Source organism: Rectinema subterraneum (assembly GCA_009768935.1).
GTDB classification, from domain to species: domain Bacteria; phylum Spirochaetota; class Spirochaetia; order Treponematales; family Rectinemataceae; genus Rectinema; species Rectinema subterraneum.
Genome location: WESA01000007.1, coordinates 16,500 through 37,664, shown reverse-complemented (window position 1 = coordinate 37,664; position 21,165 = coordinate 16,500). Strand labels below are relative to the sequence as shown.

The following is a 21,165-nucleotide window of genomic DNA, read 5'->3' as shown; positions in this document are numbered from 1 at the left end:
GAATGAAAAAATTCATTAACAAGCCAGAAAACTTTGTCGATGAGATGCTGAAGGGCATTTACGCTTCGCATCCGCAGCAAGTGATGTTTGTTGCAAACGATCTGCGATGCTATGTAAGGAAAGAAGCTGTAAAAGGCAAAGTAGGGATTGTGACCGGGGGCGGATCAGGGCATCTTCCGCTGTTTCTGGGGTATGTGGGAGAGGGAATGCTGGATGGCTGCGCAGTTGGAGGCGTATTCCAGTCGCCAAGCTCAGAGCAGATACTTGAGGTGACAAAAGCTGTTGAGCAAGGCGCAGGTGTTCTTTATCTCTATGGCAATTACACTGGAGATATCCTGAACTTCGATATGGCAGCCGAGATGGCGGATATCGAAGGGATAAAGACAGCGACGGTTGTTGGAAATGATGATGTGGCATCTGCAATCAAGGGAGAGGAAAACAAGCGAAGAGGCGTTGCAGGGATATTTTTCCTGTATAAGGCAGCAGGAGCTGCAGCAGCGGAAGGGATGAGCCTTGAAGAGGTAAAGAGGGTTGCTGAAAAGGCGAAAGCGAATGTGCGGACAATGGGTGTGGCGTTTACGCCGTGTATTGTTCCTGAAGTCGGGAAACCTTCTTTTACGATTGGCGATGATGAGATGGAAATAGGGATGGGCATTCATGGAGAGCCGGGTATCCGGCGAGGCAAACTGCTGCCTGCCGACAAGATTGTGGATGAAATGGTCTATCCCATCATCAAAGATCTACCATTTGAAAAGAACAATGAAGTAGCTGTCCTTATAAATGGACTGGGCGCTACTCCGAAAGAAGAGCTGTATATTCTTGCCAGAAGAACCTTGCACATTCTCGAGGAAGAAGGTTTGAAAGTATTTCATGTATATGTCGGAGAATTTGCAACGTCGATGGAAATGGCGGGAGCTTCGATATCGCTATGCAAGCTCGATGAGGAATTGAAGAGACTGATAGCTGCTCCTGCATTTACTCCGTTTTTCAGCCAGAAGCAGCTGTAAAGGATGAAAAAATGGAAGCATTATTGCGTGAACATCTTGAGCCGCTGTTTTTCAGCATTAAAGAATCATTCGAGCGCAATAAAGAATTCCTCATAGATCTCGACAGCAAGACTGGCGACGGCGATCTCGGGCTTACAATGAGCAAGGCATTCTCGGCGGCGCATGAATCGGTCAAGGCGAGTAATTCGTCGAATTTGGGGCAGATACTTGCGATGGCGGGGATTGCCATATCCAGGGCTGCGCCTTCGACCATGGGGACTCTTATGGCGACTGGATTCATGAGGGGAGGAAAGGCCATCGAAAATGCGCAGAGAATTGGCACAAAAGAAATGGCCGATTTCTGGCTGGCATTTTCAAAAGGAATTGCTGATCGGGGGAAAGCGACAGAGGGAGACAAGACAATTCTCGATGTGGCTGCGCCTGTTGCCAAATCCTTTTCGGCTTCCGCGGAAAAGAATGAATCGCTTGCTGTGGCGATGCGGTATGCACTCGATGCGGCGGGAAAGGCCCTCGAGGCTACAAAAAGTATGATAGCCCAACATGGTAAGGCAGCTGTCTTTAGAGAAAAAACTATAGGGCTTCAGGATGCAGGAGGAAGCGCCTTGTACATACTGGTCAAAACTATGCATGATTTTGTTTTGGCATAATGAGCTGCCAAAAAGGAGGCAAGATGAATATTGCGGTTATCGGAACAGGAATAATGGGGACAGGTATTGGCCTGACACTTCTGTCGAAAGGTCATACGGTTCATTGCTATAACAGAACACGCGAAAATGCCCAGGAATTGATCGCGGCAGGTGGAAAATATTTTAGCTCGCCCGCAGAAGCAGCTAAAGATGCTGAATACATTATAATTTTCGTCTGGAATAAAGAAGCGCTCTACAATGTACTCAATGGTGAGAGTGGTTTGGTGATGGGTGCCAGGCAAGGGCAGATCTATATCGACATGAGCACGCAGCTTCCCGAGACTGCCAAAGAAGAAGTCAAGATGTTCAAAGCCAAGGGTGCGGATTTTATTGATGCGCCGGTGCATGGATCCAAAGCTGAGGCGAGAAATGGTGGGCTGTGGATAATGGCAGGTGCGGATTCGCAGGTATTCGCCAAAGCCTTGCCTCTTCTGAAAGAGATAGGAGAAACCGTCCATTATATGGGACCAGTCGGCTCCGGATGTGTAGCAAAGCTCTGTGGAAATCACCTGGTATCCGCGATAGTTGCCTCACTTGGCGAATCTCTGGTAATGGCCAAAAAATCTGGCATCAACAGCGAAGAACTGCTTAAATTGTGGAGCGAAGTCGATTTCAGATCGCCAATTATTGATGGTGTTGGCCATTCCATGATCAACCATGAATTCGATGTTTCTTTCCACCTTAGGACGATGGTGAAAGATACTGAACTCATCCGCAATTATTCCGAATCGATAGGCGTTCCTGTTCTGATATCCAATATTGTGCATGAGCTGAACAAAGTAGGTCAGAATATGGGATGGGGAGAGCAGAATGCATCAGCAATTGTGAAAGTATTCGAAAAATTTGCTGGAGTTGAATAAAGAATTTCAGGGGGTGCAAATGAAAAAAATTGAACTTGTTCCGATCGAGAGCATGTCCGTCGATTTTCAGTCATACGGTGTTTGTGTTTCTGTTGACAACAGGCAGCCCGATTACGATTCTCCTGAGTTCAAATTCTGGAACAAGCTTGGCATTATTGAATCGCAGAACAAATGCTCTATTTGTATGGTAGAGAGCTACCCGCAGAAACAATCGCTGTCAACTGTTTTTGAATGCCATACCAGAACGGGCGAAACGCTCATCCCTGTGGAAAATGATGTACTCCTTGTTCTGGGGCTGAGCAAAAATAGCCAGCACAATGAAATGGATTATGATTCTGTAAAAGCATTTCTTGTGAGAAAAGGGACAGCAGTCATTTTGAATCCGGGGACATGGCATTATGCGCCGATAGCGCAGCATGAAGTGGTCCACACTTTCGTAGTGTTCGATCATGCGACACCTGATTCGGACGTTATAAAAATCGATTCACAAGATGCAGGGGTCGGCTGGGAAATTGCCAACTGAGGTACCAACATTTTTGTGAAATTCAGCTAAGGATTAGCGGAATATTCTGCATGCGCGCCTTGCAGTCTTTATAAGGCTGCGCATGCTATCTCCAAATCTTACCGAGCCATCTTTATTGCTAAGGGAAATGGCCCTGCGGCCATTTAAATTGTCCCTCAGCAATTTACAGGAGGCTCTTTTTTAATTCCTATTTCATCTCCCCCAGCAACTTCTGCGCGTCCTTGTTGCCCATCGCGGCGGCTTTTTCGAGGTCGGCTTTGGCGAGGGCAGCGCGGTTTGTATCTTTGTAGAGCTGGCCGCGGAAATACCAGACGTCGCTGTTTGCGTCGGGGCTGGAACCGAAGAGCTGGATGTACTCGTTGAAGAGCTGTTCGGCTTTTTTGCGGTCTTGGCCGGCGATGCCCGGCAAAACCTGCCAGAAGCGGCCAAGCGAAAGGATCGGCCCGCCGTTATCGTAGGTTTTGTCAAATTTATAGGCATTTTCGAAGCCCATCTGGGTCTTGCCTTTAAGTCCTTCTGCTAGCGCTTTAAGGACGCTTACGCAGTCGGAATAGGTGCCGACGCAGAGGCCGTACCAGTACCAGCCTTCGATGCCGGTCGGGTTGAGCTTGAAGGCGATTTCACCGTATTTCATTCCTTCTTTTGCTGCAGCGCGGGCAGTGTCCTTCCAGCCGGGCACTTCGTTTTTAACCAGATAATCGCCGTATTTGCGCGCGGCTCGGGCAGCTTGCCAGTTGAGGGTGTAGTCCTGCGGGGCGGCAGCGGCGAGCTTGACGGCGTTTTCGTAGGTTGCTTTGAGCTCGGCTTCGGTCTGGGCGATAACAGGGATGAGCGCAAAAAGCAAAAAAATCGCGGCGATGGGCAGTATCCTCTTCATATAAAAATCCTCCTTGATGCGCAATGCGGCGCTCGAGAGCGCATGAATGGGTGCGCAAGCGAAATGTCTGCATGCGTTGCATGGAAAACGTACCTTGTGTGCGGGCCGAGGTCAAGGGCAGGCGTACTCCCTTCTCCAGATGGAGGCGCTCGCGGCTTAGTTCTCGTTGCCTGGCGCGCTCATCTCAAGCCTTGTGAAGTTATCGTAATTTCGGATCAAACGCCGCGCGCAAACCATCTCCAAAGATATTGAAGGCGAGCACCGTCAGGAAAATAGCGATGCCTGGGAAAATGGTCAGATGGTCGGCGACGCCGATATAATCGCGGCTTTCGGCGAGCATGGCGCCCCATTCGGGAGTGGGGGGCTGGGCGCCAAGGCCGAGGAAGCTCAGGGATGAAGCGGTGAGGATCGATGTTCCGATGCGCATCGTGAAATACACGATGGCTCCGCTGAGGGTGCCCGGCATGATGTGGACGAACATGATTCGCTTGTTTGATGCTCCCATGCTTCTGGCCGCGCGGACATAGAGGCTCTCTTTGAGCGACAGGGTGTTGCTGCGAACGATTCTCGCAAAGGTCGGTATGCTGAAGATTGCAACAGCCGCGACGACATTCACGAGTCCTGGTCCAAGAATCGCAACAACGGCGATGGCGAGCAGAATTCCCGGGAATGCGAAGAGCACGTCGGCGCTGCGCATGATTATTTCATCCAGGAATCCCCCGAAAAATCCGCTGATCAGGCCAAGGCTGACACCGACTATTGCACCTATTGTGACTGAGGAAATGCCAACGGTCAGCGAAATGCGCGCGCCGTAGATGATCCTGCTCAGAATATCGCGGCCATAGATATCGGTTCCTGCCCAGTGCTGGGGGCTTGGCGGCATCATAGCATTGCCGTAATCGATCGCGTAGGGATCATAGGGGGCGATAAATGGCGCAAAAATTGCGGCTAGTATGAGAAAGAATATGAATATTCCGGCCACCATAGCGGATTTCTGTTTTTTGAATTTCTGCCAGAAAATCATAAATGGTGTAATTGTTTTCTCTGCCATGGTCTAATCCTACTTATACCGAATTTCCGGATTGATTACCGCATACAGCATGTCGATCAGGAGATTTATCACAACGAACTGGAACGAGTACAGCAATAAGAGTGCCTGCAGAACTGGATAATCGCGCACGCTCACCGATTCGATCATGAATCTGCCAAGGCCTGGCCATGCAAAAACCGTTTCTACCACAACCGAGCCGCCGAGCAAAAAGCCAAACTGGAGCCCGACCATCGTCACCACGGGGATAAGGGCGTTACGAAATGCATGCTTCCACATCACGACGCGCTCGGAGAGTCCTTTTGCCCGCGCAGTGTTGATGTATTCTTCCTGGAGGACGTCCAGAAACGATGAGAGTGTGAACCGTGCGATGATGGCAGCGACTGTTGCGCCCAGCGTGAGGGAAGGCAGGATCAGCTCTTTGAATTTGCCGGTGAAGCCCGTTACCGGGAGCCATCCCAAGTGTACAGCGAATAGCTGCATAAGCAGCAAGCCCAGCCAGAACTGCGGCATCGAAATTCCTGAAACCGCCACCAGCATCGCCGTGTAATCCTGCCATTTCCCTCGATGCATTGCTGCGTATGCTCCGAACAGGACGCCAAATAATATCGACCACACCATGCTTGCAAGCGCGAGGTACAATGTGGGCGGAAATCGCAGAGCAATTTCCTGGGCTACTGGCAGCTTGCTGCGCAGGCTTTTACCAAGATCGCCCCTGAACAGGCGACCCATGTAGTTCAGGTACTGTTCAGGAAGCGATTTATCGAGTCCAAGCTCGGTACGGACCCTGTTGATGGTTGCCTCGTCCGCATCGGGGCCTGCCATAATGCGGGCAGGATCGCCGGGCAGCAAATGCACAAACAAGAAGACCAATATCGAGACAACCAGCAGGACCGGAAGGATGGATAAACACCTTCGAATGAAATATTTCAGCATAAATTACTGTACAATCTCTGCTTCTTCTACAGTGAATGCACCATCTGCCATCGGGTAGATGCCTTTGATGTTTTTCGACTTGGCCGCGATAAGGGTATCTACAAACAAGTAGCCCCATGGGGCTTTTGACCATACATAATCCTGAAGCTGGGCATAGGCGTTCGCTCGGACTTTCGGATCAGCTGTGGTCAGACCTGCTTTGATGAGATTATCGACGGTCTTGTCTTCGAAGAAACCATAGTTGGACATGTTCGGCGGGAAGGCTTCCGTAGAGATAAGCGGGCGGGTTGCCCAGTCGGCATCTCCTGTGGACGAAGACCAGCCGCCAAATGCGATGAATGGTGTTTCGCCGACAGTCTCAAGTTTGTTTTTGGCAAGTTTGTCGTAGAAGCTTGCGACATCCATGGACTGAATATCGCCAGTGATTCCGATAGCTTTGAGCTGCTGCTGAACCATTTCGGTTGCCCTGAGACGCGCGCTTGCATTCGGGGTGAGGAAGACAACTTTAAAGCCGTTTTCGTAGCCAGCTTCTTTCATGAGTGCTTTGGCTTTTGCAAGGTCATAAGGCCATGGTCCCTGTTTCTTGAAAAATGGTAGAGCAGAGGGGAATATAGAATCAGCTTCGGTGGCTGCACCGCCCCATGCGATGTTGATGATCGCTTTTTTATCGAGCGCATAGTTGATCGCCTGGCGGACCCGTTCGTCGGAGAGCGGTTTGGACTTGGTGTTGAGAATGAGGTAGCGCTCGATAATTGAGGGCTGCTTGATCACATCGATGTTAGGATCGTTTTCGACAAGCTTGAGAAGCTCGGCAGGCATTGGGTAGATGTACTGGGCTTGGCCTGCTCTCAGCATGGCAACACGAGAGCCATTTTCAGGGATTGGTACAAACTTGATTGAATCGACCTTTACTGTGCCGCGCCAGTAATTGGGATTTTTCTTTATGAGCACATAGCTTCCAGATACCATCTCGCTGAACATGAATGGACCAGTGCCGACAGGATGCTTGCTTACATCATCGCCATATTCCTGCAAGGCTTTGGGGCTCAGCATCAAGGCTCCTGGGTGGGCAAGGGCGTTCAGGAATGCGCCAAATGGCTCTTTCAGAATGAATTTGACGGTGTAGTCATCGATGATTTTTACTTCTTTCACGGGAGCCATGAGACTGCTTCGCACATATTTCCCTGTCATGAGGCGATCGATATTCACTTTGACTGCCTGTGCATTAAAGGGAGCACCATCATGGAAGGTTATGCCTTTGCGCAGTTTGAATGTGAATTCGGTTGCGCTGTCGTTGTAAGTATATGACTCAGCAAGAAGTGGAATGATATTCAGATTCTTGTCGAATCCCAAGAGTCCCTGGCAGATTGCCCGTTCGATAGCGCCGGAATATGTATCGGATGTATCGTGCGGATCCAGCGTTTTGGTTGTGGAATCCGATGCGTAGATAATGTCTTTTCCGGCCGCAAACAGGGGTATTGCAGAGATGATGAGTACCATCATCAGCGCAAGTACCAGATGTTTTGCTTTCATCGTAAGCCTCCTCGAAAGATAAAATATATAGACTTCTGGCGTTGACCGACGGTCAGGCGCCAAAGCTAATTCCTTCCTTAGTTGATGCAACGAAATGCCCTGGCTCGACTTCGATATATTCGATTCTGGGCGTTGCATCCTCGATTCTATGGATGGTGCTGGGAATTTCACCGCTCAGCATACCAAAATTGGACCGGCGGGTCGGATCGGGCACCGGAATTGCCGCTAGCAGTTTTCTCGTATAAGGGTGCATGGGGTTTTCGAACACTTGCATGCGAGTGCCCGATTCTACGACATGTCCGAGATACATAACCATGACGCGGTTGCTCACGCGCTCGATGACGGCCATGTTGTGCGAAATGAAGAGATAGGACAGCTTGAATTCTTTTTGAAGCTCAAGCATGAGGTTGAGCACGGTCGCCTGGATCGACACATCGAGGGAGGAAACTGCTTCGTCCGCGATAATGATTTTGGGTTGGGTAGCGAGCGCGCGGGCGATGGCGATGCGCTGGCGCTGCCCGCCGGAGAATTCGTGCGGATAGCGGTCCTTGTGTTTTCGGGGGATTCCTACGCAATCGAGAAGGTATTCGACGCGTTTTTTACGCTCTTCGGGCGTGCCGATGTTGTGAATGACAAGTGGTTCTTCGATTGCGGTGCCGATCCGGATGCGTGGATTGAGCGAGGCGTATGGATCTTGAAATACGAACTGAATATCTCTTCGGTAATGTTTCAACTCTGAATCAGGGAGCGTCAGGATGTCGCTGCCCATGAAAAGAACCTTGCCCTGCGCAGGCACCAGTTTCAGAATTGAATATCCGGTTGTCGATTTTCCGCAGCCTGATTCGCCGACGACGCCGAGCGTCTCGCCTTCGAAAAGGTCGAAATTGACATCCTGAACGGCTCTGACCACATGGGTGGTGCGGCCGAAGAATGTCTTGTCAGCGATAAAGTGGGTCGTAAGATTTCTGACTTGCAAGAGTGGCGGCTTTGTATAATCAGCAGTATCGATGGTCTTTTCTTGGGGAGCGGCATCGCCAGGCTTTCTGCTCAATTCTTTTGACATTTCAAGAATGGGCAGGGTCGCAGGGAAAGGCCTGCCAGTCATCGAACCCAATTTGGGCACAGCTTTCAAAAGGGCTTGAGTATACGGGTGGGATGGCGACGAGAACACCGAATGCACATCATTTTCTTCCACAACCTGCCCTTGGTACATCACTACGACGCGATCGGCGATTTCCGCAACCACACCCATATCATGGGTAATAAACACGACCGAAATATGCAGTTTTTCTTGCAGTGATTGTATAAGCGCGAGGATCTGGGCCTGGATTGTCACATCGAGGGCGGTTGTCGGTTCGTCGGCGATAAGAACCTGCGGATTGCATGCAAGTGCCATTGCAATCATGACGCGCTGGCGCATGCCGCCCGAGAGCTGGAAGGGATAATCGTTGACGCGTCGGGCCTTGTCGGGGATACGGACCAGTTCAAGAAGCTCCATGACTTTCTGCATCGCCTGGGCTTTTGAAATGCGCTGATGTATAAGCACAGCTTCGAGAAGCTGATCGCCGATAGTGAAAACCGGATTGAGCGAGGTCATCGGCTCCTGGAAGATCATGGAAAGGTCGGCACCTCGGATTTTGGTTGCGTCTTTGTGGCTGATGTTGGTGATATCGAGAACAGTGCCATCGCGTTTTCGGAGCAGAATGCGGCCTGAGTCGGTGCGCACGTTGGCGAGCAATTGCATGACCCGACGCATGGTGACAGTTTTCCCGGAACCGGATTCTCCAACAATAGCGAGCGTTTCGCCCTTTTTGACTGAAAAGGACACATTGTGTAGCACCTGGGTATAGCCATGATACCCGGGAAAACTGAGTGACAAGTCTTTTATTGTGAGGATTTCGTCCTCATGCATGAATGGATGTGTCACTGCCATGCTCAAAATATCCTTTTTTCTCGACGATCTTGTTTCTGACGGCAACCGAGCCGAGTGCGACGACATCGCGGATTTCAAACGAAGCGGGGTCGATGGTGAGCAAATCTGCATCCATGCCGACACGCAGCGCGCCCTTGCTGTTCTCAAGGCCGTAGATGCGCGCGGGCGTGGTGGTCAGAGGCATGAGGGCTTGCTCGAGCGGCACCCCTTTCTTGTTCACGAGGAGGTCGAGCTCGAACAGGAGGGAAGAAGGCATGCCGACCCCCATGCCGATGATGCGGCTGCGATCTTGGTTCCATATCGGCATGGAGCCGCCCGCATCGGAACTGAAGGAGACCTGCCCCAATAGGCCGTTGTCCCTTGCCATGCAAGCGAAATCTGCGGCGGTAAGGCGAGGAGAATCCGGCTCGAGCGGCGCCTGGGAGCAGGTGGCATCGACGACGCAGCCCTTTTCTGCAAGCGCAAGTGCCTGGCTGGTAAGCTTGCCGCCCTTGCGGTTGATGTGGGTGGGAACAAAAATGCTTGCCCGGATTTCGAATTGTTCGACAATTTCAAAAATGAGATCGAGGCCCTGTGTCCGTATGCCGGTATGAACGGTGATAATGCCTGGTTTGTTTGCGACGAGTGCGGCGACCTGCACGTCAGAAGCAAGGGCAGCCAAGTCTTTTGCATCGATATGCGGCCCGCGCGAGTCGGCGAGCGCAAGTTTGACGCCAATCACCGGCTGAAGGAAAACCATGTCGCGCGCGACGGAGCCGGTAAGCGTGGGAGAAGGATGCCAGTACGCGCCAGTGAGCATAAAGGCGGTCATGCCTTCGGCATTGAAGGCTTGGGTTTTGGCATAGAGGTTCTCAATAGAGCGAGTGAGGGAGTCGGTTCCTAAAAGGCCGACTGCGGTGGTAACGCCATTGCTGAAATTCATGGAAATAGTGAGTTCAGGAACGCGTGTCTGGAATCCGCCTTCCCCACCGCCGCCGGTAAAGTGCTGATGCCCGTCGATAAAGCCTGGGACGAGCAGCATCCCTCGTGCGTCGAGCACTTCTGTCTCACCCGGAAGCACAGCTGGATCGATATGCGGTTCCATGGCGAGGATTTTTGCGCCGCCAACAAGGATATCCAGCTTGCCAAGAGGCGCTGGCGAAAACACTTCCGCATTTTGGATTACGAGCATGATTGTTCTCCTGCATCTGCGATGATGGAATAGCCCATTTTTTCCATTTCGAGTCCGTTTCGTATGTTTTTTCCGCCATTTTCCGAGGAGAGCAGCAACATATGGATGAACACATGAATGACTGAAACAAGGCCGACAAACGAATTCGACATAAGGAGCGAATTTGTTGTGCATTTTATGACGACATCGGCTTTGGAATAGACAGGGCAGCTCGCCGAATCGGTAAAGAGGCAGAGAAAGCCGCCTCTTTCTTTTGCGACGCTGGCGACATGCTTGACTTCGGCAGAATAGGGCGGAAAGGTCATGAGGAACATGATGTCGCTTGCGCCAAAGCTTTTCAGCTGAGGAGAGTAATCGGAAACTGAGCCAGTTATGACAAAGACATCTTTTCCCTGGCTTGCTAGAAAGGTAGTCTGCAAGATTTGGGCGAAATGGCGTGTGATGCCGAAGCCCGCAATGAAAATTCTGCGGGCGCTCTGCACCGCGCCGATCATTGTTTCAAAATCCTTCAGCTGGAGATTGTTCAGTGTGCTGCGCAAATTGTTGTATTCATTCTGTATGAGCTTCTGAAGGCGCTTTTCCTCGGGGAGGGTGCCGAGTTTTGATAAGCTCACTTTGTCGTATGGCTGGAGGCGGTGCTGGATTTCTTCCTGAAGGTCTTTCTTGAAGCTTTGATATCCTTTGTAGCCGAGGCTTTTCGCGAATCTGACAAGGGTGGCGGTGCTTATATCCAGAGCCTCGGAAAGCGAATAAATTGAAGTAAAGGCGACATTGTTGTCGTTATCGAGGATGAACGAGGCAATTTTTCGGAAATTGGGAGACATGCGAGGGAGTGTTTCTTTGATTTTTCCCAGGATCATTGCCATACGCCTCCAATTTCAAATTTCGACAAAGTGTTGCCGGACGCGCTGCGAAATATTTGTTTCAGTATTATTACTAAGCGAAACTATGGTGTCAAGCATAAAAATGAAATTTTTTGAATTATTTATTCAATTTTTAAAAGGGGGGTCTGACCCCCTTTCTTAAATTTTCTGATGCGCGTGTGGTGCGTATCTGGCACTGTACGCTATAATCGCATTCATGAATAGGAAGCGCTTATCAAGACGGTGCGGGCAAGGTCTGGAGCCAGGCATCCCCGACACCTGCGAAGAATACACGCTCAGGGATTTCCAGAGGGAATTCGGGGCGGGGAGGCTCAGCTCGGCTCAGCTTGTCGACTATTATTTGGGACGCATTGCGGTTCTCGACTGCCCAGGGGCGGGATCTGACTGTGAAGGGCAGGCTTTGCGGTCCCTTCTCTATCTGAACCCCGAGGCGCGTTCGATCGCCGAGGAGAGGGACAGGGAGCGGCGCGCAGGAATCGTGCGCGGGCCGCTGCATGGCATTCCCGTGGTGCTCAAGGCCAATATCAATACCGCTGACCAAATGCCGACGACTGCGGGCTCGCAGGCGCTGCATGGTTTTCTGGCGCCTGAGGATGCGCCGCTTGTCGCAAAGCTTCGCGAGGCAGGTGCAGTGATTCTAGGCAAGGCGAATTTGAGCGAGTGGGCGAATTTTCGCTCCACACATTCGAGCTCGGGCTGGAGCAGCGAAGGCGGGCAGACAAAGAATCCGTATGTGCTCGAGCGCAATCCGAGCGGGTCGAGTTCGGGGTCCGCGGTAGCGGTGAGCGCGAATCTATGTGCGCTCTCGGTGGGGACAGAGACTGATGGATCGATCATTTCGCCCGCATCGATCAATGGCATTGCGGGTATCAAGCCGACAGGCGGTCTTGTGAGCGCGGAAGGCATTATTCCGATTTCGTTCACGCAGGATACGGCGGGGCCGATGGCGCGGACGCTCGAAGATGCGATTGTGCTGCTCGAGGCGATGTCGGGGAGGGATTATTCTGGTGTTTTGGGCGGCAATTTGGCAGCGCGCCCGCTCGAAGGCATGCGTCTGGGGTACGCGGAGAAGCTTTCGCGTTTTTTGCCGCAAGTCGAAGACATAATGAAAAAATCGATTGCTGCGCTCGAGAACCTTGGCGCGGAGATTGTGCCGGTCGACATCGAGCCGGACGAGGAAGTGCAAAAGGCTGAATATCAGGTGCTTTTATACGAGTTTAAATATGGAATCGAGCAATATCTGGCGCGGTATGTGGCAGCGCGCGCTGACTCAGCCTCGACCCCATGGCCTAGAACCCTGCGAGATATCATCGCGTTCAATACAGCCCATGCGGATACCGCCATGCCGCATTTTGCGCAGGAAATCCTCATCGAGGCAGCCGGGAAAGGCTCGCTCGAAGAACCCGAATATAAAAACGCGCTCGCGTTGTGTCGCGCTTTCGAAAAAGAAAAGGGAATCAGCGCGTTCACCGCGAAATATCGGCTCGACGCGATTGTCGCGGCTTCGAATTCACCCGCGTGGAAGACCGACCATGTGCTCGGGGATCACTATGTTGGAGGGAATACTTCGCTCGCTGCCATTGCAGCGGCCCCGCACATCACCGTGCCGGCGGGCTTCGTGGGTGAGCTCCCGATAGGACTTTCGGTTTTCGGCGTGCCGCACTCAGAGGAGGTGCTGTTCCGGATCGGGCTTGCGTTCGAGCGGGCAGTGAAGGCGCGCAAGGCGCCCTGTTACAAGGGGGTCTGACCCCTTTTTACTTAAAAAGCGCGCAGGCCTCCGAAAATTTTAAAAAAGGGGTCTGACCCCTTTTTTTAAATTTTACCGCGGCACGACTTTCAGAAAAAGCGGCAGGTACGAGTCCCATTCCGAAAGCATCAGCTTGGCGCGCGGGCTGCCGGTGAGATTCTGATGGCGCTCGATAATCGTGCGCAGTTGGTCGATATCTTCTGCGCTGGTAACCGCTGCGATATCAACATCAGAAAGATTGCAGCGTGTGTCGAAAAGCTGGTCCTCATCGAAGACATAGGCGACCCCGCCCGTCATTCCCGCCCCGAAATTGATACCGGTTTTGCCCAAAATGACGACAATACCTTCAGTCATGTATTCGCAGGCGTGGTTGCCTGTGCCCTCGGCAACCGCAAGCGCGCCTGAATTCCGGACGCAGAAGCGCTCGCCGACCTTGCCGTTCAGGAACACTTCGCCAGCCGTCGCACCATAGAGGCACACGTTGCCCGCGATGACATTGTGCTCAGGTTGGCAGCGCGATTCGCGGCGCGGGCGCACGATGATCCGCCCGCCGGAAAGCCCTTTTCCAAGATAGTCATTCGCTTCTCCGAAAAGCCGGAAAAGGACCCCCTGCGCAAGAAATGCTCCAAAGCTCTGGCCGGCCGTCCCGCGGAAGGTGACCGAAACCGTATCCGGCTCGAGCTTGAGTCCTGCACGAATGATCTCGCCGCTCAACGCCGCACCCACGGAGCGGTCGGAGTTGCGGATAGGCAGTGAGAATTCGAGGCGGCTCGTCGATGCTCTTTCTTGAAGAAGTCGGGCGCATTTTTGCAGAAGGGCGGCTTCAGCGTCTGATATTGAAAAATCTTGGCGTTTTTCTGGACGAAAATTGCGCAATCCTGCTTCGGGAAGCGGGATTGCTGGCGTCGTGTCGCTAGCGAGGTCCTGGCCTTCAACAAGAGGATAGCGCCGCGCGATTTCGAGGGCTTCTTTGATGTGATCGAAATCGAGCATTTTTTCTCTCGCGGTGGATGCTCGACCAGAAAAGTCGAGGAGTTCATACTTGCCAATGACTTCATCGATGGTTTTCGCGCCGAGCGAAGCGAGAATCTTGCGCACATCTTCAGCCAGGAACTTGAAAAATGCAATGAGGTGTTCGGGGCGGCCTTTGAATTTTGCCCTGAATTCAGGCTCTTGTGTTGCAATACCGACCGGACATTTGCCCAGATGGCATCGCCCGCACGCGATGCAGCCCATCGCAATGAGTGCCGCCGTCCCGAACGCGAATTCGCGCGCGCCCAGAATGGCTGCTATAACGACATCCCGCGCGGTGCGCAAGCGGCCATCCACCTGTATGACCGTGTTCAAGTCGAGGCTGTTCATCGCGAGGACCTGGAGGATCTCCGGGAGCGCAGCTTCCCAATAACTGCCGGCATAATCGAGAGATGAAAGAGGTGCGGCTCCTGTCCCTCCGTCGCCGGACGAGACGATGATGCAATCAGCGCCAGCCTTTGCGACGCCTGCCGCGACTGTTCCGACGCCCGCCTGCGCGGCCAGTTTGACCGCGATCCGGGCGCTCGGGTTTATGCAGCGCAGGTCATGGATGAGCTGGGAAAGGTCTTCGATGGAATAGATGTCGTGGTGGGGCGGCGGGCTGATAAGCGTGACGCCTGGCTTCGAATGCCGCAGTTTTGCTATGTACTCATTCACTTTGGCGCCGGGAAGCTGGCCGCCTTCGCCGGGCTTGGCTCCTTGGGCGATCTTAATCTGCAATTCGAGTCCTGTCGCAAGATATCGCGCGGTAACGCCAAAACGCCCTGAAGCGATCTGCTTGGAGGCATTTTGCGAATCAAGCCCTTTGTCCTTGTAGGTGTGGCGCTCACTGTCCTCTCCGCCTTCGCCTGAATTGCTCCATGAGCCGATTGCATTTGCTCCGGCTGCCAGCGTCTCGTGCGCTTCGGGGCTTATGGCACCGAGCGACATGGCCGCAACCGAAAAGCGCTTGATAATTTCTTCTGCGGGCTGGACTTGGTCGAGTGGCAATGGGCTGCTTGATGTAAGGGGGCTGCCGGATTTAAAAGAAAAGAGATCACGGAGCGCGAAGGGCGGACGAGCAGCGCTGTCCATTCCGTCTGCATATGCGCGCCACGCCGCGGCGTCGCCTTCACGCACTGCTTTGGTAAGCTTGGCGGCGAGCGAAGGCGGCCACGGTACGGCTGTCTGCCTTACGGTTTGGTTTGCGACTTGGTCTGTGGCCTGATCCGCAGCCTGGTCTGTGGCCTGATTTGCGGCCCCGCCCGCAGCCTGCCGCGGTTCATTCACTGGCTGGTGCCCGGTTCTGTCTGGAAGAATCGCAGACTCTTGCTCACTCCCAAAGGCCGCTCGATGCCGGCTCAGCATGTCGTCCGCAATCTCCTTGAGCCCGATGCCCCCGAACCTGCTTTCGGTCCCGCGGAAATAGCGTTTCACGAGGCCTTCAGATAGCCCGACGGCCTCGAACATACGCGAGCCGCGGTACGACGATACCGTCGCTATTCCGAGCTTGGACATGATTTTCAGAATGCCCTTGTTCACTGCTTCGATGTAATGATCAGCAAGCATTTCCGCGCTGGGCCTTTCTTCAAGCTGGTCGGAAATCGAAGGAAGCAATTCAAATACCATCCAGGGATTGACTCCGCTTGCGCCATACGCCAGCAGCACCGCAATTTCATGGACATCGCGCACCTCGCCTGTCTCAACGACAAGGCCTGCCAGGTGGCGTTTTTTTGCATCGACAAGATAGGTATGGACGGCTGCTGCTGCGAGAAGAGCGGGGATGGCCGCGTGCTGTTCATCTAGTCCCCGATCGCTCAGGATGATGAGATTCGCGCCCTGGTCGATGTGGTGTTCGGCTTCTCTGCACATCCTGTCGAGCTCTTCTTCAAGTCTGATGCGCGCCGCGGGCGTGAGCATGGAAACCGTGGCGGAAGAAAACCCCGGCACTCTGGAATTTTTCAGTTTTTCCATGTCGGAGTTAGACAGAATTGGCCTCTGAAGCTTGAGTTGCTTGCAGTGTTCGGGAGTCTCTTCGAGAAGATTTTTTTGCGTTCCGATATAATTTTCGAGCGACATGACTGCCGACTCGCGGTACGGATCGATTGCGGGATTGGTCACTTGCGCGAATCGCTGACGGAAATATGCGTAGAGCGGTACCGGCGTGCGCGAGAGAATCGCAGGCGGCTTCCTGGTCCCCATCGCAGAAACCGCTTCCTGCTTTTGCAGGAGCATCGGCTTCAGGATATTCATTGTTTCGTTATCGTATTGGAAATACGAAATGAGATGCGCGAGTTCCGCGCTGGAAGGCCGGACATCCGGAGCGGAGAAGAGGCCGCGCAGCTCGATCCGGTTTGTTTCGAGCCAGCGGCGGTACGGTTTTTGCCTGCTGATTCGCGTTTTGATCTCTGCATCATTGATGAGCCGGCCATTTTCGAGATCGACAAGCACCATTTCGCCAGGCCGTAGAATGCCACGCTCGACAATATCCGATTCATCGAGGTCGAGTACGCCGGCTTCGCTTGCCCCGATGAAATAGCCGGATTTGGTGAGCGAATAGCGGAAAGGGCGCAGGCCGTTGCGGTCGAGCGCCGCACCAACCACGCGCCCGTCGGTAAAGCTCATGGCTGCAGGGCCGTCCCATGTTTCAAGCATTGCCGCATGAAAGTCATAATACGCCCTCTTGTCATGCGAAATCCGTAGCCCTTCGCCAAAAGGCTCCTGCACCATCATCGCGAACACCTGCTCGGGGCTCCTTCCTGCATGCACCAGGAGCTCGAAAATATTGTCGAAAATTGCGCTATCGGAGCCGGCTTCATCGAGCACGGCGATATCCTTGAAAAAATCCGCGCCGAGAAGCGGCGAAGCCATGGTCGCCTGCCGGGCTTTCATGGAATTGATGTTCTTGCGGAGTGTGTTGATTTCGCCGTTGTGGGCAATCATATGGAAGGGCTGGGCGAGCGGCCATGAAGGTAAGGTGTTGGTGCTATATCGCTGGTGCACAATCGCGAATTGGCTTTCGAAAAGCGGATCCCTGAGGTCAGGGTAGAAATTGGCAAATTGCGATGCGACGAACATGCCTTTGTAGACAATGATGCGGGACGAAAGCGAGGGAATGTAGAACTCTTCGAAGGAAAATCCGGCTCGTTTTGCTTCCTGCTCAATGTATTTTCTGAGAATGAAAAGGCTGCGCTCGAAATCGTCGCTTGGGCTGCGGAGGCTGGCGCGTGTGCGTGCATCGTCTTCACTCTCGACAATGGCGGGCGGATTCAATTGAACAAAAGCAGCTTGGCTGATGCGCGGCATTGTCTTGTTGGCGCGTTCGCCTAGCACTTGGGGAAGGATAGGTACATCGCGCCAGGATATAAGGCCAAAACCGCGCTCGGCGGCGATATTGGAAACAAGCTTCTTCGCGCTGACAAAGGCGTTGTGGGAGGCCGGCAAAAAGAACATGCCGATTCCGTATGGCATATCGTTGATTGCCATTTCGCGGCGGAAAAAGCGGTCGGGGATCTGGCACAGAATGCCTGCGCCATCGCCAGTTTTTTTGTCGCCGCCGACAGCGCCTCGGTGCTCGAGGTTCTGCAGGATGGTGAGCGCATCAGAAATGACAGAATGGCTCGATTTCTTTTTGAGATCGACGACAATTCCGAGGCCGCACGCGTCGTGCTCGTGCTCGGGAAGGTAGAGGCCGCTCGGATTCGGCGAAAGAGTGCTGTACGCGCCGCGGCTAGGCTCGAGCTGCTGCTTTATAATATTGGCTCGCTTAATAGAGCTGGACGCGCCGGGGCCAGGCGCACCGGAACTGAGACCCAGTATGCCGATACGATAATTATGCATCTCTTTCTTTCTTTGCTGCATATTTATGCCTTCCTTTGTGTTGCTGCCGATAGTAACAAGCCTGGCTTGCAGAATCAAGAGGCGCAGTATGTAAGATTTACTTTTCCCTCAGCGGCGGCGATACTAGGTATAGTTGATAGATTAGGGGTTTATGCATGAATCTTTGCATAAGCGAGAACGCTGAAATCATGGGAGCGCGAGCTGCCGGCGCAGGCGCCCATGCAGTTCAATTATGTGAATGGGGACGCTGTGCCCTTCGAGGCTGAAATCCAGCGGCTCAACGCAGCGATCCGGGGCAGGCTATATCCATGAGCATCCGGCAGATTCTCAAGTCGCGAATGATTGTGTGCACCGTGCCGGACGCGCGCAAGCAGGACGCGGTCTATATGGCGCTTAATGCGCCACCTCGCCGCTGGCGGAACAACACAGCATCTTGCAACAATTGTCACTCGCCCTCATGAACATATGGTGCGGAACCTCAAGGCTATAGTCCGGGCCCGTCAGGAATCTGCGCTCCTGCGATTCGCGATTCACGGGGCCCACCTCGAAGGCCCCTGGATTTCGCTGGAAGACGGTCCTCGTGGAGCCCACGATCCGCGCTACATCCGTAAGCCCGATTTTGAAGAGTTTCAGAAGCTGCAGGATGCGGCCCAAGGGCTTATCAAAAAGGCGCCACGCCTGCGGTTTTCGCAGAGAAGCTAGGAGAACCCCATGCACGCAGTACGAAATTTGCGCTTGTGCACGAAAGACTGTGTATGCCTTTTCATGTGCCCGACCAAGGCGACCGACACCGAGAACGGCCAGATCGATGCATCCAAATGCCTCGATGGCTGCCGCCTTTGCGTCGACACGTGCCCATCGCACACAATTTCGCTCACAATGGAAGCTTGGGTGGAGCCCGGCCCAAAGGCCGAAGCTATAGCGCAAAAGCTCCTGGTCCTACTCGACAAAAAAGCGAGCGAAGAAGCCGCGGTTAAAAAAGTTAAAAAAGGGGGTCAGACCCCTTTTTTTAAACCTGCCATGAGCCAGAATGCCGGTACAGAATATCGCTCGTCCCAAGGCCTTTGCCTTTGATCCATTGAATGAGCTGATTCTGCCAGCTTGCGCCCAGGTCAACACCAAGCTCCAAATCTGCATAGCAGGTAAAGTTATAGAGCTGGTTGCGGACACCGAAGTCCTGTGCCAATCGCAGTGATAAAGTTAGCTGGTACAGCATAGTCTTCCAGAATAAAGTCATTGGTATTCGGCTGAGGACGCAGTCCGGCAAATGTCTTGACCGCCAGTTTCGTCGATAATGTTGGCACAAGCTTTTTTGTTTTTTGAGCACTTCTTTGAGGCCTTCACGAGTTGTGTAGTTGTTTGATTTTTCTGTTTCTGGCATGTCGACCGCATTCGGGCCGAGGAGGATGTAGCCGGTAATAGTCTTGGTAACAATAATACCTTTGCTGGTTTTTGTGGGCGACGGGAAGATGATGTGATGCACGTTGTATTTTTCATTTGGTTCAAGGAGGATATATTCGCCCTTTCGGGCGGTTATAGTATAGGCGTCGATCCCTGCTTTGCGGGAAATCACGTCGCCATAGACACCGGCGGCGTTTATGAAGATTTTGGCATAGATTTTTTTCTCTGTTGGTAACCAGCGCAACGAGTTCATCGCCTATGACGAAAATCTCATGGTGCTCTGGAAGGGACTGATTTGCGTTGATTTTTGCTTGCCAGGTGTCTATAATTCCACTCTGGTACATTCAAGAGCGCGAATATGTTCATCTCCAACAAGGTGAACAATTTCGCGGTATCGAATGGATTCTCCGGTTCCCATCATGCCATACTGAAGATGCTGCTGCGAATCTCTGCAGAAGCTATTAGCCGGATACATTTTTGTGTGTAGTTCATACTTGCATTTATCACAGCAATTTCTAATAATACATAAAGAAACACAAGAATCGCCCATATGCACAACATGAAAATTGTGCCAATAGGCACTTTCTTTGTTGTTCTTGTCCTCTTATGTGCGGGCTGTGGCAGAAATCCTGCTGGCTCGGGCGACTTGCCGCAGGTCAATACCAATACTGCATTCGATCTTCAAGGTTTCAATATATGCGCCTGGGGCAAGAATTGGTGGAGCGATGCGGCGCTTGTCGACAAGGCCCTGAAGTTCGCGCTTGAAGAGGGCGCGAATTTTCTCGCCCTGGACTGGCCGGTCAATTTCAATGACGATGGCACGATGGTAGCGTTCGAGCATTCGCTTCATCCGCATTGGAATGACATGCAACGGCTCATCGAAAAAGCCAAGCAAATGGGATTCTATATAATGCTCAAGCCTCATACCACGAAGGCGGAAAGCGCAGAGAACCGCAACATCTGGAACACCGATACAGCGATATTCCTTCCTGGCACATTCTTCTCCGCCTACAAGGGCTATCTCGAAGAGCTCGCCGACTTTGCAACGCAGAACAATGTCGATGCTATCTGTATTGGCACCGAGATGAATCATCTTGATACCGGTTTCCGTGACCAATGGAGCGAGCTTGTGGCCGCGGTTAGAGCACGGTTTGCAGGGCTCGTTACCTATGATGCGTTTTTTAATCGCTGGTGCTGCTCGGTTCCAGATATCGGCGAGGTATGTTTCTGGGATCTTGTCGATATGATCGGAGTATCGCTCTATGTGCCGGTGACGCGCAATGATGATGCGAGCGTCGAGGAAATACGACGCGGCTGGTTTGAGAGCATCGAGCCCGAGTTCGAGATCAGCGACGTCATCGCCTACCTTAAGGGAATTGCGCAGGATGCGGACAAGCCGCTCATGGCGCTCGAAGGGGGATATCAAAGCGTGAGCGGTGGATTGTACGACATGACTGGTCCATCTACCCATAAAACTGTGAATTATGACCTGCAGAGCCGCGGGCTGGATGCGTATCTGAGAGTATTGTCTGAAAACAAGGACAGCTGGTTCAAAGGGGTGAGTTTGTGGCAGCTCACGCCGTCGATGCTGAGCTCAAACAACCTTCAAACAATTTGGCATACGCAGGAATTTACAGTCTATCAGAAACCTGCTGCGGAAATAGTCAAGCAGCATTTTTTCAAGTAATGATACGGGGTCACCCCATTC

Annotated in this window: 17 protein-coding genes; 8 read left to right on the top strand and 9 right to left on the bottom strand. The window is 52.7% G+C overall.

The window, feature by feature from the left end; all coding sequences use genetic code 11:
• Positions 1 to 2: 2 nt before the first annotated feature.
• From GAP13_RS03500 to GAP13_RS03485, 4 genes are read left to right on the top strand one after another with little or no spacing between them, the layout of a single operon-like run.
• Complete coding sequence (locus tag GAP13_RS03500; RefSeq protein ID WP_158906234.1) at positions 3 to 1,007, top strand: dihydroxyacetone kinase subunit DhaK; 1,005 nt, start codon at positions 3 to 5, stop codon at positions 1,005 to 1,007.
• Positions 1,008 to 1,018: 11 nt separating this feature from the next.
• Positions 1,019 to 1,654: a dihydroxyacetone kinase subunit L gene (locus tag GAP13_RS03495; RefSeq protein ID WP_158906232.1), complete on the top strand. Its 636-nt coding sequence runs from the start codon at positions 1,019 to 1,021 to the stop codon at positions 1,652 to 1,654.
• A gap of 23 nt (positions 1,655 to 1,677) precedes the next feature.
• Positions 1,678 to 2,553 (top strand): NAD(P)-dependent oxidoreductase, encoded by an 876-nt coding sequence (locus tag GAP13_RS03490; protein WP_158906230.1) that lies wholly within the window; start codon positions 1,678 to 1,680, stop codon positions 2,551 to 2,553.
• A 19-nt stretch (positions 2,554 to 2,572) separates the two neighbouring features.
• Complete coding sequence (locus tag GAP13_RS03485; RefSeq protein WP_158906228.1) at positions 2,573 to 3,076, top strand: ureidoglycolate lyase; 504 nt, start codon at positions 2,573 to 2,575, stop codon at positions 3,074 to 3,076.
• A 187-nt stretch (positions 3,077 to 3,263) separates the two neighbouring features.
• Here the strand turns inward: GAP13_RS03485 and GAP13_RS03480 are convergent, their stop codons facing one another.
• The 7 genes from GAP13_RS03480 to GAP13_RS03450 form a co-directional block, all read right to left on the bottom strand.
• Entirely contained in the window at positions 3,264 to 3,953 is a 690-nt protein-coding gene (locus GAP13_RS03480) for a hypothetical protein (protein WP_158906226.1), read from the bottom strand.
• A 199-nt stretch (positions 3,954 to 4,152) separates the two neighbouring features.
• Positions 4,153 to 5,004, bottom strand: a complete 852-nt coding sequence (locus tag GAP13_RS03475) for an ABC transporter permease subunit (RefSeq protein WP_158906224.1) — start codon at positions 5,002 to 5,004, stop codon at positions 4,153 to 4,155.
• 9 nt (positions 5,005 to 5,013) lie between these two features.
• Complete coding sequence (locus tag GAP13_RS03470) at positions 5,014 to 5,937, bottom strand: ABC transporter permease subunit (RefSeq protein WP_158906222.1); 924 nt, start codon at positions 5,935 to 5,937, stop codon at positions 5,014 to 5,016.
• A 3-nt stretch (positions 5,938 to 5,940) separates the two neighbouring features.
• A complete protein-coding gene (locus GAP13_RS03465) occupies positions 5,941 to 7,470 on the bottom strand; it encodes a glutathione ABC transporter substrate-binding protein (RefSeq protein WP_158906220.1) in 1,530 nt (509 codons plus the stop codon).
• Positions 7,471 to 7,522: 52 nt separating this feature from the next.
• A complete protein-coding gene (locus GAP13_RS03460) occupies positions 7,523 to 9,403 on the bottom strand; it encodes an ABC transporter ATP-binding protein (RefSeq protein WP_222126134.1) in 1,881 nt (626 codons plus the stop codon).
• Complete coding sequence (iadA, locus tag GAP13_RS03455) at positions 9,375 to 10,574, bottom strand: beta-aspartyl-peptidase (protein WP_222126133.1); 1,200 nt, start codon at positions 10,572 to 10,574, stop codon at positions 9,375 to 9,377. The genes GAP13_RS03460 and iadA overlap by 29 nt, the downstream gene beginning before the upstream one ends.
• Positions 10,565 to 11,434, bottom strand: a complete 870-nt coding sequence (locus GAP13_RS03450; RefSeq protein ID WP_158906216.1) for a MurR/RpiR family transcriptional regulator — start codon at positions 11,432 to 11,434, stop codon at positions 10,565 to 10,567. Before GAP13_RS03450 ends, iadA begins: the two co-directional genes overlap by 10 nt.
• Before the next feature lie 220 nt (positions 11,435 to 11,654).
• Between GAP13_RS03450 and GAP13_RS03445 the strand changes: the two genes are divergently transcribed.
• Positions 11,655 to 13,205: an amidase gene (locus GAP13_RS03445; protein WP_158906214.1), complete on the top strand. Its 1,551-nt coding sequence runs from the start codon at positions 11,655 to 11,657 to the stop codon at positions 13,203 to 13,205.
• Positions 13,206 to 13,277: 72 nt separating this feature from the next.
• Here the strand turns inward: GAP13_RS03445 and GAP13_RS03440 are convergent, their stop codons facing one another.
• A complete protein-coding gene (locus GAP13_RS03440) occupies positions 13,278 to 18,077 on the bottom strand; it encodes a glutamate synthase-related protein (RefSeq protein WP_158906212.1) in 4,800 nt (1,599 codons plus the stop codon).
• A gap of 375 nt (positions 18,078 to 18,452) precedes the next feature.
• Between GAP13_RS03440 and GAP13_RS03435 the strand changes: the two genes are divergently transcribed.
• A complete protein-coding gene (locus tag GAP13_RS03435) occupies positions 18,453 to 18,758 on the top strand; it encodes a hypothetical protein (protein ID WP_158906210.1) in 306 nt (101 codons plus the stop codon).
• Positions 18,759 to 18,767: 9 nt separating this feature from the next.
• Positions 18,768 to 19,130: a ferredoxin family protein gene (locus tag GAP13_RS13190; RefSeq protein ID WP_241864280.1), complete on the top strand. Its 363-nt coding sequence runs from the start codon at positions 18,768 to 18,770 to the stop codon at positions 19,128 to 19,130.
• Here the strand turns inward: GAP13_RS13190 and GAP13_RS03425 are convergent.
• On the bottom strand, positions 19,066 to 19,710 hold the full coding sequence (locus GAP13_RS03425; RefSeq protein WP_158906208.1) for an FAD-dependent oxidoreductase: 645 nt from the start codon (positions 19,708 to 19,710) through the stop codon (positions 19,066 to 19,068). The genes GAP13_RS13190 and GAP13_RS03425 overlap by 65 nt on opposite strands.
• A 297-nt stretch (positions 19,711 to 20,007) precedes the next feature.
• Between GAP13_RS03425 and GAP13_RS03420 the strand changes: the two genes are divergently transcribed.
• The gene (locus GAP13_RS03420; RefSeq protein ID WP_158906206.1) at positions 20,008 to 21,144 is read left to right on the top strand and encodes a glycoside hydrolase family 113; all 1,137 of its coding nucleotides are present in this window, start codon (positions 20,008 to 20,010) and stop codon (positions 21,142 to 21,144) included.
• Positions 21,145 to 21,165 lie beyond the last annotated feature (21 nt).